This is a genomic window from Helicobacter mehlei, assembly GCF_003660265.1.
In the GTDB taxonomy this organism is placed as follows: Bacteria; Campylobacterota; Campylobacteria; order Campylobacterales; family Helicobacteraceae; genus Helicobacter; species Helicobacter mehlei.
This window is the reverse complement of sequence record NZ_QXQP01000005.1, coordinates 76524-93158: the sequence shown is the minus strand read 5'-3', so window position 1 is coordinate 93158 and position 16635 is coordinate 76524. Positions and strand designations below refer to the sequence as shown.

Annotated in this window: 15 protein-coding genes and 1 pseudogene; 5 read left to right on the top strand and 11 right to left on the bottom strand. The window is 45.6% G+C overall.

Features of this window, described 5'->3' with window-relative positions; translation table 11 throughout:
* The 5 genes and pseudogenes from EAO36_RS02905 to EAO36_RS02885 form a co-directional block, all read right to left on the bottom strand.
* A pseudogene (locus tag EAO36_RS02905) lies at window positions 1-639 on the bottom strand (SPOR domain-containing protein); the annotation flags it as partial.
* Window positions 640-665: 26 nt separating this feature from the next.
* Window positions 666-1208, bottom strand: coding sequence for a DUF1882 domain-containing protein (locus tag EAO36_RS02900; RefSeq protein WP_120947700.1), 543 nt, complete (start codon window positions 1206-1208; stop codon window positions 666-668).
* A 9-nt stretch (window positions 1209-1217) separates the two neighbouring features.
* Window positions 1218-2468, bottom strand: coding sequence for a serine hydroxymethyltransferase (locus EAO36_RS02895; RefSeq protein ID WP_120947698.1), 1251 nt, complete (start codon window positions 2466-2468; stop codon window positions 1218-1220).
* Window positions 2461-3963 carry a lysine--tRNA ligase gene (lysS, locus tag EAO36_RS02890; protein WP_120947696.1) on the bottom strand — a complete coding sequence of 501 codons (1503 nt, stop codon included), beginning with the start codon at window positions 3961-3963 and terminating at the stop codon, window positions 2461-2463. The genes EAO36_RS02895 and lysS overlap by 8 nt, the downstream gene beginning before the upstream one ends.
* A 10-nt stretch (window positions 3964-3973) precedes the next feature.
* Complete coding sequence (locus EAO36_RS02885) at window positions 3974-4570, bottom strand: CvpA family protein (RefSeq protein WP_120947694.1); 597 nt, start codon at window positions 4568-4570, stop codon at window positions 3974-3976.
* Between the two features lie 194 nt (window positions 4571-4764).
* On the opposite strand from EAO36_RS02885, the gene EAO36_RS02880 reads away from it, so the two are divergent.
* From EAO36_RS02880 to EAO36_RS02870, 3 genes are read left to right on the top strand one after another with little or no spacing between them, the layout of a single operon-like run.
* Window positions 4765-5961 (top strand): apolipoprotein N-acyltransferase, encoded by a 1197-nt coding sequence (locus tag EAO36_RS02880; protein WP_235852191.1) that lies wholly within the window; start codon window positions 4765-4767, stop codon window positions 5959-5961.
* Window positions 5962-5969: 8 nt separating this feature from the next.
* Entirely contained in the window at window positions 5970-6608 is a 639-nt protein-coding gene (locus EAO36_RS02875; RefSeq protein ID WP_120947690.1) for an ABC transporter ATP-binding protein, read from the top strand.
* A 55-nt stretch (window positions 6609-6663) separates the two neighbouring features.
* Window positions 6664-7809 (top strand): NAD(P)/FAD-dependent oxidoreductase, encoded by a 1146-nt coding sequence (locus tag EAO36_RS02870; RefSeq protein ID WP_120947688.1) that lies wholly within the window; start codon window positions 6664-6666, stop codon window positions 7807-7809.
* On the opposite strand, the gene EAO36_RS08665 is transcribed toward EAO36_RS02870, so the two are convergent.
* Window positions 7806-8933 (bottom strand): tRNA methyltransferase, encoded by a 1128-nt coding sequence (locus tag EAO36_RS08665; RefSeq protein WP_235852353.1) that lies wholly within the window; start codon window positions 8931-8933, stop codon window positions 7806-7808. The two genes, EAO36_RS02870 and EAO36_RS08665, sit on opposite strands and share 4 nt — an antisense overlap.
* A 112-nt stretch (window positions 8934-9045) precedes the next feature.
* Window positions 9046-10965, bottom strand: a complete 1920-nt coding sequence (locus tag EAO36_RS02860) for a methyl-accepting chemotaxis protein (protein ID WP_120947687.1) — start codon at window positions 10963-10965, stop codon at window positions 9046-9048.
* A gap of 189 nt (window positions 10966-11154) precedes the next feature.
* On the opposite strand from EAO36_RS02860, the gene EAO36_RS02855 reads away from it, so the two are divergent.
* Window positions 11155-12306, top strand: coding sequence for an epoxyqueuosine reductase QueH (locus EAO36_RS02855; protein WP_120947685.1), 1152 nt, complete (start codon window positions 11155-11157; stop codon window positions 12304-12306).
* On the opposite strand, the gene EAO36_RS02850 is transcribed toward EAO36_RS02855, so the two are convergent.
* From EAO36_RS02850 to EAO36_RS02840, 3 genes are all read right to left on the bottom strand, one after another.
* Window positions 12293-12925, bottom strand: a complete 633-nt coding sequence (locus EAO36_RS02850; protein ID WP_120947683.1) for an NAD(P)H-dependent oxidoreductase — start codon at window positions 12923-12925, stop codon at window positions 12293-12295. The two genes, EAO36_RS02855 and EAO36_RS02850, sit on opposite strands and share 14 nt — an antisense overlap.
* Before the next feature lie 61 nt (window positions 12926-12986).
* Window positions 12987-13409, bottom strand: coding sequence for a thiamine-phosphate pyrophosphorylase (locus tag EAO36_RS02845; RefSeq protein WP_120947681.1), 423 nt, complete (start codon window positions 13407-13409; stop codon window positions 12987-12989).
* A complete protein-coding gene (locus EAO36_RS02840) occupies window positions 13393-14085 on the bottom strand; it encodes a Bax inhibitor-1/YccA family protein (protein WP_120947679.1) in 693 nt (230 codons plus the stop codon). Before EAO36_RS02840 ends, EAO36_RS02845 begins: the two co-directional genes overlap by 17 nt.
* Window positions 14086-14209: 124 nt before the next feature.
* Between EAO36_RS02840 and EAO36_RS02835 the strand changes: the two genes are divergently transcribed.
* Complete coding sequence (locus EAO36_RS02835) at window positions 14210-15196, top strand: type I glyceraldehyde-3-phosphate dehydrogenase (RefSeq protein WP_120947678.1); 987 nt, start codon at window positions 14210-14212, stop codon at window positions 15194-15196.
* Here EAO36_RS02835 and EAO36_RS02830 read toward each other — a convergent pair.
* Window positions 15193-16548, bottom strand: coding sequence for an FAD-dependent oxidoreductase (locus EAO36_RS02830; RefSeq protein ID WP_120947676.1), 1356 nt, complete (start codon window positions 16546-16548; stop codon window positions 15193-15195). The genes EAO36_RS02835 and EAO36_RS02830 overlap by 4 nt on opposite strands.
* Window positions 16549-16635 lie beyond the last annotated feature (87 nt).

Here is a 16635-nt window from a genome sequence, read left to right as displayed (position 1 = left end):
CGGGTGTTTTTGCGCGCTTTTTTCGGGTTGCTTTTTCACCTCATGGGGAGTCTTTTTATCGACATGCTTGTTTTCAGCGTGTTTTTGGGGCTTTGTGGCATGCTTTTGGGCGTGTTTTTCTGCATGTTTTTCAGCACGCTTCTCTTGGGTGTGTTGGGGGGGTAGGGACTTGGGTTTTTCAGCCTGCATCGGTTTTTGCTCTAGAGGCTGGGGGTGCAACTCGCTTTTAACTGGAGACTGTTCTGTTTTCTTATCTAGGGGGCTGGTGGGGAGGGCTAAAAGCTTGGAACTCTCTTCCACGCCCTCAGTTTTAGCTTGTCTGGCTTGGATGTCCTGTACGATTTTGTCAAACTTATCTTCTTGTTTTTTGTTAGCCGAGGGTTCTAAGGTCAGGTTTTCAAAGTTATTATCATGGATATTGCCCACTTTTTGCAAACTCTGATCAGCTGGTGGGGTGGCTACACTTTTGGTTGGCTCTCGAGAGGTTTTCCAAAACACGACCAACACCACGGCCAACACGATGAGCGCAATGGCCGCAATTAGCAAGATCTTTTTAACCCCAGAACCCCTAGATTCCTCGGCCAAAGCCTCGCTCAGTTTTTTATTCAATTCTTGATTGAGTTCGGAGTTATTGTCCATGTCTTTCCTTTAAGATGATCTGAAACCTACAAATGTTTCGCCCAGCTTGCTCCACGTTCTTTGGCAAAGATAGCATAGGGCAAGATGAGGATATTAAAAAAAGGAGGGAGATCGCTATTAGGAAAAACCCGCCATTCATTAGGCAGGTTCTGTGCCAACCTCATTGAAAGGGTCTTAGCCAAACGATACCCTTCACCTAGCTCGGTGTGTCCTTTATGCACGTACAAATGCAAATGCCCCGGGGTTTTGCTCTCATAGGCGGTAAAGTTGATAAAACCCTCCTCTCTTAGCAAGAGTTGGGCTTTATGGTAAAAGCGATCGGGAGTGCGTCCGTTGTAATCAAAGACAATATTTTCGACCTTGTTGTTAGCCAAAATCAAGCCATGTGCAATGGTGATCTCTTTTTTCCAATGTTTTTGAATCAGCGTGGAGCTCAAAGAGGCATCGACTCGTTCGAACTTGTCATAGTAGCAACGCCCCAAATGCGTAACTCTCTGCCCCAAACCGAGTTTGAGCTCAAAATAATGGCTTGTTTGCATTTTAATGAGTTTTAAATCCATCTCAGTCATTATTATCCTTTAAAAGATGGGGGAGTCATAACTTAGATAGGGGCGCACAAATTCGGCAACCTCAGCTTTAATGCGGGCTTGTTTGTCTGTGTTGTGGATATCCCCTAGCACATCAGCAATCTTATTGGCAATGAAGGCAAAAGCCTTATCTTCCATGCCTCTACTAGTCAGAGCTGCTGAACCTAGCCTTAATCCGCTGGTTACAAAAGGGCTTCTAGTCTCACCCGGGATCGTGTTTTTGTTGGTGGCAATACCTGCGCGCCCTAGGGCTTGTTCGGCATCCTTGCCCGTAAAGTCGCTAAAACGCATCAAGATCAAGTGGTTATCACTCCCCCCACTCACCAGCTCAAACCCGCGTTTGGAGAGTTCTTGCGCCAAGACTTGGATATTTTGTTTCACCTGTTTAGCGTAAATTTTCCAAGTGGGTTTGAGATTTTCTAGAAATCCCACCGCCTTAGCCCCGATAACATGCATTAAAGGCCCACCCTGTGTGCCCGGAAAAATGGCACGATTAATTTTAGTGGCGATTTGCTCGTCATTGCTCAAAATCAGTCCGCCCCTAGGACCTCTTAGGGTCTTGTGTGTGGTGCTACTCACCACATGACAGTGGGGGAAGGGGTGGGGGTGCTCGCCAGCCACGACCAACCCAGCAATGTGGGCGATATCGCCTAGCAAAAATGCACCCACCTCATCAGCAATTTCGCGGAAACTCTTAAAATCAATTTCGCGAGGATAGGCTGAATACCCGCAAACAATAATCTGGGGGCGCACCAACTTAGCGATTTGGCGCACTTGGTCATAATCAATCCAGCCTTGATCATTGACTCCATAGTGAAAGCCATGGAAATGTTTGCCCGTCAAACTCACCGGGGAAGCATGCGTTAAATGCCCCCCACAACTTAGATCCATGCTTAAAATCTTGTCATAGGGCTTGAGCAAAGCGTGATAGACTGCCATATTGGCTTGGCTCCCCGAATGGGGCTGGACATTGGCAAATGCACAGGAAAATAACTCTTTAGCCCGATCAATGGCCAATTGTTCGATTTTATCCACCACTTCACAGCCCCCGTAGTAGCGTTTAAAGGGGTAGCCTTCCGCGTATTTATTGGTTAGAATGCTCCCCATCACCTCCATCACACTTTCAAAGGTGTAATTTTCACTAGCGATCATCTCCAGATGGTCGTTTTGGCGTTTTAATTCCTCTTGCAGGTAGCTAAAAATCTCTGGGTCGCTCTTTTGTACATAACAAGGTCTATTCATGGACTCTCTCTTTGGGGGGTAGGGGTTTCATCGCCGGGAATAAAATCACATCTTTAATGCTCTTGGCATTGGTGAGCAACATCACCAGCCGATCAATGCCGATCCCCTCCCCAGCTGTGGGTGGCATGCCATGCCCTAATGCCCAAACATAATCCTCATCCATGAATTGCGCTTCCTCATCGCCTTGTTCTTTGGCTTTGACTTGTTCCTCAAAACGGGTATATTGATCGATTGGGTCGTTAAGCTCACTAAAGCCATTGGCGATCTCCTTGCCCGCGATAAAAAGCTCAAAGCGATCGGCGATACTGGGATCACGATCGTTGCGGCGTGCCAGAGGGCTAATCTCTATAGGGTATTGCGTGATGAAGGTCGGGTTAATGAGCTTGGGTTCTACAAGCAAATCAAAGGCTTGCGCTAAAAGTTGCCCGTAATTTAAAGACACCTCCAAGGTCACCCCCTGTCGGGTTAAAAAATCTCTTAATTGCTCGGGGTCTTCTAAAACTCCCAACGCTATGCCTCCAATTTCCAAGAGTGCTTGCCTAAAACTCATCACACTAAAGGCGTTAAAGTCAATCATTAAGTCTTGGTAGGGGATTTGGGTGGGCAGTTGGAGGGTTTTTAAGAGTTCATGGAATAATTCTTGGGTCAGCGCGATCAAATCCTCATAAGTCTTATACGCCCAATAAAATTCCAGCATCGTAAATTCGGGGTTGTGGGAGTGATCCATGCCCTCATTTCTGAAATTGCGGTTGATCTCAAAAACCGCCTCAAACCCGCCCACCACCAAGCGTTTTAAATACAATTCAGGGGCGATACGCAGGTAGCGTTCCACCTCTAGAGCATTGTGGTAGGTGATAAAGGGGCGTGCATTAGCCCCTCCAGCGATGGGGTGCATCATCGGAGTTTCCACTTCCAAAAAACCCCTTTGCTCAAAAAAACGGCGGATAATAGCCACAACTTGGCTACGGGTTTTAAAAACCTCTTTGACTTCGGGGTTGGCAATCAAATCCACATAGCGTTGGCGGTAGCGTAACTCAATGTCGCTCAAGCCATGGAATTTTTCAGGCAAGGGCACAATAGCTTTGGTGAGGATTTTATAAGTGGTGGCGTGTAGGCTCAATTCGCCCGTTTTGGTAACAAAGGGGTAGCCCGTTACATTGAGAATGTCCCCCACTTCCACGCATTTTTTAAAGTTCTCAAAACCTTCTTTACCCACATCGTTTTGGGACAAATAGACTTGTACTAAGGCACTTTGATCTTCGATCTTCATAAAGCACGCCTTGCCCATCAAGCGGACAAAACGCACCCGCCCCACGAGGGCATGCACGCTACTGGGGTCTTTAGACTCTTCTTGGGCGTGCAAGTCTTTAAAGTGCTCTAAAAATGTGGCATTTTCTAGAGTGCGCGTAACTTGGTTGTCATAGGGATTTAAAGCCATTTGGCGCAAATGCTCGCCCTTTTGGATGCGTTGTTGGATATAGGGATTATCAAACATGGATCAAACTTTACAAATTGATTTTTTCTTGGGGAGGGGTTGGGGGCTCTTGGGGCTTATCTGCGGGCTTATCTGCGGGCTTTCCTGTAGAACTTTTGGGTTGGATCACCTTGCTAAGCTCGCGCACGCCTTGTAATTGCATGATATGCGAGGCGACCTCCTGCATATAAGGGTAAATTTGACTATGGGTGCGCAAATACTGATCAACATCTTTCATGGCTGATAACCTGGAGAGACCATAGACTAGAAAGGCAAAGACTAAAAACATCTTGGCGCATGAGAAGATAAATCCCAAAACCCGATCAATGATGCCCAAACCACTCAGATTCACCAGCTTACTGACAAAAACACCAAGGATCAAAAATGCAATCCAGATGCTGGCCAACACGATCACAAAGCCTATCAAAGTAGCCAGTGAGTCGTTGGGTATGTGGTAGATGTGACCAGAAAACCATTCCCCGGCAACTCCGGCAAATCTAGAGGCGAGATACACGCCTGCCACAATGCCCAGCAAGCCAGCCACTTCATCAATCAAGCCCTTGTAAAAACCCCGAATCCCAATGAGTAAAATCAAAACAGCTAGCGTAACATCAAAATAGTAAGCCATTAACGCCCATTCCCTAATACCACAAGTGCTATTCTTTTTAAGACTTTAAGCCGTATTCTACAATTATAATCTTAAAATTATAGGCAAAACTTTATTAATTAGGTGGTACTTTGTCTGCGCGATCGTTATGGAGGGGTTATGGCTTTGTATGTGTGTGTATACCGTTGTTTTTATTGCCCGTCTATGGTGCTCTATTGCTAGCCCATCACCCCATACCCTTGATGATCTTTGGGAGTTTTAGCGCGCCTTTGAGCGTGTGGGCATATTTGAGCGTGCCGGCTAAAAAGCGTTTTTTCTTTGGATTTTGGGTGGGTTTGGGTTTGTTTTATTGGTGTGCGCTGAGTTTCCGCTACAATGACAATGTCTTTTTAATGCCCTTGATCATGGTTTTAATCGCGCTGTGTTATGCGGTGGTGTTTTATGGACTGCTCTATTTTAATTCCCTTTTATACCGCATAGTCACCCTTTGGCTCTCTAGCTACATCCACCCCTTTGGATTTGACTGGTTTGTCCCCGATGCCTTTTTTGCCTACTCGGGTTTCAAAGTGGATCGACTCAGTTTCTTAGGCGTGATCGTGGCGATTGCTCTTTTCATGCAACGCTACAAGAATTTTATGTTCTTTAAGTCCCTATATGCCCCCTCTAAAATCTTGGCTGTGGTGTTGCTGGTGCTGTGTATCAACTGGAAACAACCTGCTAGCACGCTTGATCCAAACGCCCTAGAAGTGGTGCAAACCAACACCAGCCAAAAAACAAAATGGCAACCTGAATTTTTAGATGCCACAATCGCCCTTAATCTGACCACCATCCAACAAGCCATCCAAGCCCAAAAACAAGTAGTGATCCTGCCAGAAACCGCCTTCCCCATCGCGCTCAATAAAAGTAACTTGATCCCCACACTTTTGAGCTTAAGCCAGCAAATCACCATCATCACCGGCGCACTTTATGAAGAAAATGACACGATCTACAACTCTACCTATGTTTTTGATCAGGGGGATTACCACTATGCCCATAAAGTCATTCTAGCCCCCTTTGGGGAGCGCATGCCCTTACCTAGTTTTTTAGCCGACTACTTGGATCGTTTCTTTTTTGGAGCCGATGTTTTTAAATTAGGCAATGCACCCCATTTCAGCGACATCAAAACCCAACATTTAGATTTTAGACCCCTTGTCTGCTATGAGGGCACTTCTAGGCAAGCCTATGAAAATAGCCCCCCAAATTTGGTGGTCATCAGCAACAACGCATGGTTTGTACCCAGCATTGAGCCCTTTTTGCAACGCATGCTCTTAAAATACTACGCTAGACGCTTTAATAAAACCATCATCCACAGCGTCAATCTTTCCCCCTCTTATATTTTAACCCCCGCTTTGCTAGGCGATCATATCTATTAAGGACAACCATGTTAGAAGCCACCCATATCGCCCACCGCTTTGATACTTGGCTCTATCAAGATGTGCATCTGCATGTGCGCCCTCAAGAATCCATTGCCCTTTTAGGGGTGAGTGGGAGTGGTAAAAGCACCCTTTTAAACCACCTATCTACCATGCTACAACCCTTGCAGGGTCAAGTTGGTTTGCTAGAACATCCCGATATTTACGCTTTGCCCTTAAAAACCCTCTTGGATATTAGGCGTTATGCCATTGGGATCATTTTCCAAGCCCACTACCTTTTTAAGGGTTTTAATGCGCTTGAAAATCTCCAAGTGGCCTCCATTTTGAGCAAACAGCCCATTTCTCCAGAACTTTTAGAAACTCTGGGTATCGCCCACACCCTAAACCAACATGTTGGCGAACTGAGTGGCGGGCAACAACAACGCCTCTCCATTGCTCGAATCCTCACCAAAAAGCCCAAAATCATTTTTGCAGACGAACCTACGGGCAATTTAGACAGCACCACCGCCCTAGCCGTGATGCAAGCCATGCATGCCTATATTCACGACAACAAGGGCATCCTAGTGCTCGCCACCCACGATCAAAAAATCGCCCGGGATTGTAGCCGCACTTACCTCTTAGAAAACCAACAACTCCGCCAAGTTTAAAATTCTACGTCTATGCATACAAAAAATCTCTAGCAGATCACAAAGGGTATATCACATGAATTCACCAAGAGTGTTGGTTTTGGGAGCAGGCTATGCGTCCTTAGCCTTTTTAAAAGCGTTGAGTGTATCTGTGCACAAAAAATGCCAAATTACTTTAATCTCAAAAAGTCCGTTGCATTATTTTAGCACTCTCTTGCATGAAGTAGCAATGGGGGCATCACAACATGCCCTAGAACTCTCTAAAATCTTACCTAGTGGCGTGCAATTCATAGAGGATCGGGTGCTAGAGATTCAAGCGAGAAGCGTGCGGGGACAAAGGGGCGTATATGCCTATGATAAGCTCATTGTGGGGCTGGGCTTTTCTAGTGAGGGTTTTGGGGTGCATGGGGTTAGAGAACATACAAGGGCACTTGTTAGCTACAAAGAGGCACAAAATACCCACCAAGAGTTATTACAAGCCATCCAAGCCTGCAAGGGGCATTTTAGCGTGGTGGTGTGCGGGGGTGGGTTTAGTGGGATTGAGCTCATAGGCGCGCTAAGCGATCATCTCCCTAAGTTTTTCAAAAAATACGGGTTTGATCCCAGCCAAGCTAAAATCACATGCATAGAAGCTATGCCCCAAATTTTACCCATGTTCTCTGATCGGTTGGTGCAAAAGGGCGTGGCTTATTTACAGAGTCTAGGTGTGCATTTAGAGGTGGGAGCTAAGATTTTAGAATGTTGCCCGGATAGGGTGGTGGTCCAAAAAGAACACGCAAAACAAGATATCATGGCAGATTTTATTTTTTGGACTTGTGGGGTTAGGGGAAATCAAGTGGTAGAAAACTCCCCCTTTTTGACGAGCGCGCGCGCTAGAGTAGAAGTCAATGCCTTTTTAGAACCTATGGACATGCCACAACAAGGCATATTTGTATTGGGCGATTGTGCAGCCTTTAAAAACCCATTGGGCAAATTCTATCCAGCAAGTGCCCAGCTAGCTAGCCAAATGGGGGCTTACTTGGGTAGCCAATTTGGGCTGATCCTAGAGGATAAGGCCCCAAATGCGCCCTTTATTTTTCAAGAAAAGGGCTTGATCTGCTCTTTGGGTGCGCGCTATGCTATTGGACGTGTAGGTCGTTTTAATTTTGCCGGTCAAATTGCTGCGTGGCTGAAAAAATACACGGAATGGAAATGGGAGCGATCTTTAAAAGTGAACCCTTAAAATTCAATCTTTTGTAGGGTTTGGCAGATCGCATTATTAGACTTAAACACTTGGAGTTTATCCTTAGGGTCTAAATACACACAGGGGGCATCATCAATGGAAATCAAACGCAGAAGGTGTAATTGCTCTTGAATGTCTTGGGCGTTGTAAGTTTGGGCTTGGAAGAGTTGTAGGCAGGTTTGGCGGGATTTGGGGCTTAAATATTTAGGGCTTAGGCACATGGTGGGGTGGTCGTTTAGCGTGTCTTTTAAAATCTTGGGGTCGTCATTTTGTAAGCGATCGTAAAAAGAGGCGTTACGATTTAAGGGGAACACCCGTGCTATGTAGTAATCAAAGAGGTGTTCGGGGTCTATGCGTTGGGCGTTTTTGCTCACAAATACAAAAAAGTCATTCTCCAACACAAAGGTTGGTGGTATTTCACTCTTTAGGATTGTACTGACAACTATACTAGCCCATTCGCCCCAGTCTAACCTAAAAGCCCCCATCAGTTTTCCTGCATAATACATATCTTGGGTGAGGCGTTTTCTAAAAGGTTGATGGGGGACAATGTTTTTAAACACTTTGTCAAGATCTCTTGTCGTGTTGAACAATCCGATCTGGTGAACACCCTCATCAAACAACTTTATGATCTTTTGGATGCTCCCATCGAGTTGTTTTTGAGAAATTCCCTTGTGGAGTTGTTGGAGATAGGCGATCACATCTAGCCCAGCCTTGTGGGCGTTGAACAAAGGTGTGTAGAGAAAGGCAACGGAATCTAAAAACATATGGGCTGCGGTTTTTGGTTTTACTCTATGGGTAGCGGGGATGGGGGTGAGGATATCGATTACATCTAGGACATGGGGTATTTCCATGTCTTTAACATGGGCTAAGAAAAGCTCTTCTCTTTGGTTTTTGGGTTTAAATTCTTGAAGAAAGGGTATTTGCCTAGCTACAGCTTTGGCTAGGGGGATGGAGGCATCTGTATAATCTGCCATGATTGATAGACGATCGGGATAAGACTGTCTCTCGTTTGGATCATGAGGTTCTATTTCTTTAAAAGACTTGTCCATGTAGTCATAGAGTGTCTTAAACGCCTTGAAAAATTGGGTGTTTTTAGCTTCTTTGGGTTTTTCCATTGGAATCATGATAGTCAATACATGTTCTTTGCCCTGCAGATTTAAGACCAAGAAAGCTAAGAGAAGTAACCGTATCATTTTATTTGAAATGGCACATAATCTTACAAGCCTTCTTGTGGCCTTAAACCTTGAACTTTTCTAAATCTGCGTTAAGCTCGTTAGCGATATCGCCAAAGGTGTCGCTGGCTTTGTGGATATCGCTAATGTCTTCTAAGTTCTGGCTAGCAATGGTGTTAATTTGGCTGATTTCATCGTTCATCTCTTGGGTGTGCGCAACCACGCTTTCTAATTCTTTGACATCTGCACGGGTGTTATCGATCACTTCTTGGATATTCTGCATGCTGGTTTGCATAATCGTCTGCACGCTGGTGGCTAACTTGGCGGTTTCCACGAGTTCTTGGGCATTCTGATTGAGGCTGTGATTCACATCGCCCACACTTTGTACCATCTCATTAATGGTAGAATTAATACTTGTCAAGCTATTTTGCGTTTTTTCGGCTAATTTTCTGACCTCATCAGCCACCACCGCAAATCCGCGCCCATGCTCGCCCGCCCGCGCGGCCTCTATGGCGGCATTAAGGGCCAATAAGTTGGTTTGGGCAGCAATGTCATCGATGATGGTTAAAACCTCTTTGATGTTATCCGTGCTTCGAGAGGTCTCCTCAAGTTTATGCGAAAACTCTACACTTTGTTTGGCATTGGTGTTTAAGCGTGCATTGAGGGACTCCATTTGTTCTTGCACTTGCTGGAGTTGCGCGCCCGTGCTGTATAGCTTCTCGTTATTGCTATTGGTGTTTTGCAAACAATCAAGCACCTTGTTTGCATTGCTCTCACTGCGATCATACGTGCCCTTGAGCACCTCAATCGCCCGACTTGCACGCTTGTGAATCTCGATGACCTTAGCGCGCACACTTTGGGCGATATTGGCATTTGACGATCCGCTACTTTTGAATTTGAGCATGATGGTTTGCATGTGCTCAATAAAGGTGTTGATGTGCTGGGCGATGGAGATGATCTCATCTTTGGTTTTGCCCTTTTGCTCCTCTGTGAGAGGGATACGCTTGGTCAAATCGCGACTACCCTTGGTCAAGTCCAAACTCAAGCTATTTAAACGTTCTAAGGGCATGGCTAGGTAGTAAATCCAAGAGATCATGACAAGCAAGACTAGGAGCAAGAAAAAACTAGAGATGCCAAACATTAAAATCCGCAAAGAGGACACGCTTTTAAGGGCAAAACTAACAGGGATACGCGCGATGATTTTCCAATTATACCTAGGCACCGTGGTGAAAACCAAAAACTCCTTTTGGCCTTGATCGGTATGGACTAAAACCCCCTCTTGTCGGGCTACAATCTTGTCAAAAAGATTTTTAAGCGCAGAGTTAGAGTTGTGGATGTCAATCCCTGCCTCTAAGCGGGTTGAAGTGATGACAAAACCCTTATCGCTCAAAATGCTAACCCCCACTTCCTCCCCAAAACGCAAGAGGCTGACATGGTCGGTGAAAAAAGTCAGGGGAACGCTCGCCCCCATAGCCCCTACAAATTCCCCATCAACATAAAGAGGCGCGCTATAGGCCATGACCAACTTTTGTGTAAAGGCATCCTTGTAAATTTCACCGTAAAACTCAGCCTTCTTCAAACTTTTGGCACTCTTATACCAATCGCGCACCCTAGGATCATAACCTTTAGGCGTTTCTAAGGTGGAATACATCGCTCCATTCTCCAGTCCAATATAGACGTGCAAGGCTTGTAGGGTCTGGTTGGTATAAGAGAGAATTGCGCGCAAGTGTTCCAAATTAGGGAGATGGTTAGGCGTTATTTTTAACGCCTCGACGCGTTCTAGCCCAATTTTGAACAAACGCAAGTCATCCTCATTCCAAGCGGCAATCCAACGCGTGCTAGAGTGCGCCATTTCTAGCAAATTAGCCTTGACACTTTTCACCACAATTTTTTGCACAAAACGCTCGATAAAAACCCCAAAAGTGCCAAAGCCTACTAATAAAACGGTGGCTAACACCAATGCAATCTTTTTCTTAAATCCCATTTCAAGTCCAATTTTAGGCGATCCCCCATTATAGAGAAAAAATACTTAAAATGCTACCTAGCGGGCTAGCTATGCTATAATCCCAAAAACAAGGTTGGCGATGGGTTTTTTGGACTTATTTTTGCTCATGTTTTTAATCGGCGTGTTGGTGGGCGGTGTGGGCTATTATGTGTATATGGTGCTTAAAAAATGAGCGCACCCGATCAGATACTGGTGCATATTTGCTGTTCAGTGGATAGCCATTATTTTTTGCAAGAATTGGCTAGACTCTACCCAACAAGCTCTCTTGTAGGGTTTTTTTATAACCCCAACATACACCCTTATGAGGAATATTTATTACGCCTCCAAGATGTCAAACGCTCGTGTGCGCACTTGGATATTGCCCTCATTGAGGGTGAATACGCCTTGAGCGCATGGCTGGAGGCAGTGAAAGGTTTAGAACAAGAAAAAGAAAAGGGGGCGCGTTGCAATGTCTGCTTTGATGTGCGTTTGGAGGCTTGCGCTAAACTCGCCTTAATGCTGGGTGTCCAGCACTTTAGCACCACTTTACTCTCAAGCCCGATGAAAGAGCAGGTGGTTTTAAAACAACAGGGGGAAAAAATTGCGGGGCGTTATAGGCTGGAGTTTCTCTATTTGAATGTGCGCGCACAGGGCGGAGTAACCAAACAAAATGCCCTAGCCAAACGCGACAAACTTTATCGCCAAAATTATTGCGGGTGTCAGTTTGCCCTCAATGACCAACGCCAAGCCCAAGACAAACCATGCATGGAATTAATCAGCCCTTTAAGCCGCCAGATCCACCCGGCTAGCATCACCAAACGCCTCCAAGTTTTTAGCCAGCGGGATGAATTGGAGCAAAGCCGTCAAGATTACCAGCTTTTACAACAAAGTTTACAAACTTATTTACTGCTTAGGGGCGTTGTGCATGTGGGTGATCAAGTGATCCCAAGCGTGATTTTGAATCATTCGATGAGCAAGCAGGTCGTGATCAAGGATTTAACGATCCAACTTTATAGTATTGAGGCGACTTTAGCCGAACAAATGTTAGCCCAACAACACCATTTGGAGATCAAGCCTTTAAAGATTATGCTAGGCGTGAGTGTGAAAGATGAAAGTCTATTTTTAGATCATAGGGGCGTGGCAACTTTGCTCAATCTGCCTAGTTTCACCCCCCTAAGTTATGAGCAAGAACTCCATATCCGTCAAAAGCTCGTTGGTTTGGAGAGTATCCAACCCATCATCATTGTCCCTAATTTGGGGCTATTAGATGCGCCCATCAATTTGGAGATCGTGGCGCAAACCTTCACCCACAAAAATTTTTACTTACTCAAAGCCACTTGATTGCGCTATCTTTGTGCTTGCGTGCCTTTTTAGTGGTGGGCATGTCTGCCTTACCCAGTGCCACCAAACAAGCGATGTGGGGGGGGTTAAAATGCGCATTCAAAACATGTTTGACCTTAATGGCATCAAACCCTCCAATGATGCACGAATCCACGCCTAAAAGGGTGGCTACTAGGGTCATCTGCCCCACAGCAATGTAGCATTGCTCTTTCATGTAGCCCTCAATCAAGGTCAAATCGTTTTTCAAGCGATCTTTGAGCAAGGCTTCCACGCCATTAGCGACTCTTTGATGGTATTCTTGAGTGTAAAACCCACGCAAATACTCCGCATTGAGAGAACCCGCATGCATATAGCCCACCACAACCAAAGCCGAACAGCTTTGGATCATATCGGCGTTAAAAAACACATGGGGTAAAAGCTGGTCTTTGAGCTTGCCACGCACGACCACAAATTCCCAAGGCTGGGTGTTATAAGAGCTAGGGGCTAGGCGTGCAGCCTCTAAGATGAGCTCTAGGGTTTCCTTGGGTAAGGTGTAGCTGGCATCAAATTTTTTACACGCAAAACGGCGGTGCAAAAAGGCGTTGAGATCGCCATGGTGTAGGGGTTTGGGGTGTTGCATACAAAGTCCTTTGTGTTAAGATGGTTGATTATAGCCAAATCTGCCAAACAAGCACTCATATTTAGGCTTGGATCAAAGCAATACATTCTTTTTCAAGAGTATATAATTCATAGCGCAAGGATTTAAAATCCGCTGGCTTAGCGAATGCAATCAGATATTTAAAGCACTCTTCTAGCACCCGTGCGCTCTCTTGGGCACGTTTGAAATTAGCCTGCACCATCTGCAAACACGATCCGGCATTGCTAAAGTCCGAATCGACTAGGACATCGTTTTGGCTATCGCGCCCAGCACAAAGGGCACATAAATCCAAGTTATTTTGTTGGAAAATCAAGGTGGCGTTGTGGCGCACTTTTTTAAGTTTCAAGGCCAGTTCAGCGTGATCGTAGAGGTAGCGCATCACATCCTCTACCACCCGTACCCCCTCCTTGAAGCGGTTTAAATTAGCATCTAAGAGACGCTCAAAATCTCTAGTCGTTGCGGCCACCCATAATGCCCATGATTTGCAAGAGCGAAACAAAGATGTTGAGGAAGTCGATATAAAGTGCTGTGGCTGCTTGGATAGGGCTTTCATATAGACCGCGGATGATGTTTTGGGTGTCATAAGCCACAAACAAGCTAAATAGGATCACGCTCACACCCGCAATCGCTACTTGCATGAAGGGTGAGTTTAAGAATAGGTTAATTAAAGAGGCGACCAAAACTACAATCACGGCAATAAAGAGCATTTTGCCCATATTGGCCAGATCGTTCTTAGTTTTGATGGCATAAACACTCATCACGCCAAAAACAATGGTGGTCATGCCCAAAGCTTGCCAAATAGCAGCTGCACCTGATTTAGCGATCACAAAACCCAGCAAGGGCACAAGGGTAATACCAGAAAGGAAAGTGAAGGCAAAGAGCATGAACATATTGAGGGTGGGCATGCTCCTTGTGAACATCAAGCCAAAGAAAGCAACAATCTCAGCGATGAAAAACACCCACTTATACTGGAGCGCAATATGGAAATTCATAAAACCAATTAGCGCGCCGATAGTGGCGAGCAAGAGGCTAGCGGCAAAAAACTTGTAGGTGGTTTTAACAAAATTAACAAGGGCTGTTTCGCTTTGTTGTGCGTGTGAAAAGGCTTCTTGTTGCAAGCCAGATCGATCATAAAGTGCCATAGTACTCCTTTTAATTTAAAAAGTGGTAGGATTATAGCACCGCACTCTAATACCTCGCTTAAAACATGGCAGATTGCGGGTATTTTGGCTGGGGAGTTGGGGAATTTGAAACAAAGGTAGAGTTTTGAAAATTGCCATTAATGGGTTTGGAAGGATTGGGCGCTGTGTGGCTAGAATCTTGCTTGCTGAATATCCAGAATGCTTGGTCAAGATTAATGATGTTGGGGATTGGGAGATGTTAGCGTATTTGTTCCAGCATGACAGCGTGCATGGGATTTATGACCAAGATGTGGAGTTGGGTAACTCTAAGCTGGTGGTGGGCGATCACATTTTAGAGATCACCCAAAATGCCCACCCACAAGATTTGGATTTAAGCGGAATCGATGTTTTATTGGAAACTTCGGGAAAATTTTCTAACATACCCGCTTTGGAGGTGTTTAGGGAGCAGGGTGCTAAAAAGGTCATTTTGGGATCGCCTTTTGAAAATGCCGATCCCAACAATCCGGCAACCTTTGTACTAGGAGTCAATCACCATTTTTATGACAACCAGCCCATTATTTCCAACGCTTCTTGCACCACCAATGCCCTAGCCCCTATTTGCATGCTTTTAGACGAACACTTTGGAATTAAAAGCGCGCTTTTAACCACGATTCATAGTTACACCAAAGGGCAGGCTCTAGTTGATGGGATTGGCGCAACTGATAAACGGCGTTGCCGTGCAGCGCATAACATCATCCCCACCACAACAAAGTCTGCACAAGCCCTGCACCTCGTGCTCCCCCAGCTTAAAGACAAAATGCATGGGCGCAGTGTCCGTGTGCCGACTATGGATGTTTCTATGATTGATTTGAGCGCACGTTTGGGACGCTCGATCCCCACAGAAACCTTAATCGATGTGTTTAGGCAGGCTAGTCAAGAACGCTTGCGCAACATTTTGGAGATGGATAGCCACTACAAGGTGAGTGCGGATATTATAGGCAATAGTGCTAGTTGTGTGGTGATTGAGGACATGGCTTTTAGTTTGGGCCAACATGCCAAGATCATGGCATGGTATGACAACGAATGGGCTTATGCCAAACGCCTTGTAGAGATGGCATTTTATATCCACTAAAACGTGTTAAAGCTCTCCATGATGGAGGGGTGGGAGTAGATCATGTCTTTGAGTGCACTAAAGCCTAACTTTTGGTTAATCGCTAGGGCAAAGACATTGATGATCTCATGGGAAAGTGGGCAGTGTAGGCTTGCCCCCAAGATTTGTTCTTTGGGCTGATCCCCAATTAAAACCTGCAAAAGCCCTGTGGTGTCCTCAATCACCCTAGCCCCGGGGATAGAGGCGGTAGGGATGGTCTTAACCAACACTTTTTGACCTAACTTCTCTATATCCTTGGCGCGCATGCCCACATGGCTATAGGGGGTTTGGGTGAAAAGCACCTGGGGCAGGGCAGAGCGGTTGTGGGTGGTGCGGGATTTGTCCCCATACAAATGGCTAGAAACAATCCTAAAATCATCCAAGCTCACATAGGTGCTAAAGACATCCCCACCCTTGACATCACCCAAAGCATAGATATTCCCACCCGTATCTGGGTTAGCCACTAAAAATTCATTGGTGATAATTTCTTGTTGTTTGCCCACTCTGAGCCCGGCTTTTTCTAGATGCAAATACCCGGTATTGGGGACACGCCCCGTGGCGAGCAAAAAGGCATCGGCTTGCAAGGTGTACTCTTGGTTGCTCTTGCTGTCCACATAGTGCAAGTATTGATCCTGGATACTTTGCACCTGCGCATTTAAAACAATCTCAATGCCACGCTGGGTTAAGGATTGGTAAATGCTCTCTTGGAAGACCTTATCTTCTTTAGGCAAAAAGGTATCCCCACGCATTAAGATTGTGATTTTCGTATAGTTCTTGTGGGCATGGTTGCCAAAATCAGCCAACATGCTGGCAAATTCTAACCCAATATGCCCGCCACCCACCACAACCAAATGAGAAGGGAGGGTTGCAAGTTGCATCAAAGAGGTGCTGTCATAGACATGCGGGGATTGGATGGGGATATTGGGCATGAGCGGGATAGAACCGGTGTTGATGGCAATATGGGCCGCGCTCATCTCTTGGCAACTATCCTTGTGGTAAATCATCAGAGTATGCTTGTCTTTAAAGCTAGCTGTGCCATCAACAACCTGCACCCTGGCTTGTTGCATGGTTTCGTAATTTTTTTGGCGCAAAAATGCCACCAGCTTATTTTTTTCTTCAATGCTCTCTTTATAGCCCACCGGACCTTTTTTATGGGTTGCCATGTGCAATAGAGCCTTAGAAGGGATGCACCCGATGTTGATGCATGTCCCGCCATACATTTCGCTAGATTGTTCGATCAGTGCCACTTTTTTACCCATCTTAGCACTTTGGGCAGCTAGAGTCTTGCCACCCTTGCCAAACCCGATCACCGCCAAATCGTAATCAAACTCCATGCGCTATCCTTGTTGCTTTCTAACAATGTTACCATGCTTATTCCATTCTACAATGACCTCCAGCCACCAAGATAATAATATGAATAA